The organism is Sulfitobacter sp. HI0129 (genome assembly GCF_001635395.1).
Lineage (GTDB): Bacteria > Pseudomonadota > Alphaproteobacteria > Rhodobacterales > Rhodobacteraceae > Sulfitobacter.
In genome coordinates, this window is sequence record NZ_LWGH01000009.1 from 1 (window position 1) to 618 (window position 618).

The window sequence follows — 618 nt, forward strand, 5'->3', positions numbered from 1 at the left end:
CGAGGTCAGCTCCGTGCCGTAGCACGTCGGGAAGAGGCGCTTGTTTGAGGTTATGGCCATGCGCGCAGCCCTCAGATAGCGACGCGGGTGGCCATAACCGGGTCTCAGGTCTCAACAGTGGTTTTGCACAAACCACACCGCTGAGGAGACCGGCTATGACCGCCACCGATACTACTGCCTCGACCTTGTTGGTCGCCATCGACATTTCCAAGCACCGCCACGAGGTGCTGATTGGCGTACCTGGCAAGAAGCGCCGCCGTCGATTGACGATCACGAACACGCTCGACGACTTTCGGCGCTTGGCCGCCATTCTTATGGACTACGGTCTGCCCGTGAGGATCGGCTTCGAGGCAACCGGCAACTACCATCGGCCATTGGCGCATCATCTCGGCCAGGCCGGGTTCGATCTGAAGCTCGTGTCCTCTGTGGGTTTGGCCCGGACGCGCGAAGCTCTGCACAACAGCTGGGACAAGAACGATCCGAAGGACGCCCAGGTGATCCTGCACATGCTGGAGATCGGCGCGGTGCAATTCTTCCACGATCCGCTGGTCACTGGCACTGCCGACATCCAGGAACTGTCGAAGACGCACGAGATCGTCTCGCGCTCGAAGACCGAGC

General features: G+C 60.8%; 1 protein-coding gene. It reads left to right on the forward strand.

The window, feature by feature from the left end:
* Positions 1-155 precede the first annotated feature (155 nt).
* A partial coding sequence (locus A3764_RS00175; RefSeq protein WP_150120887.1) for an IS110 family transposase occupies positions 156-618 on the forward strand: 463 nt, incomplete at its 3' end.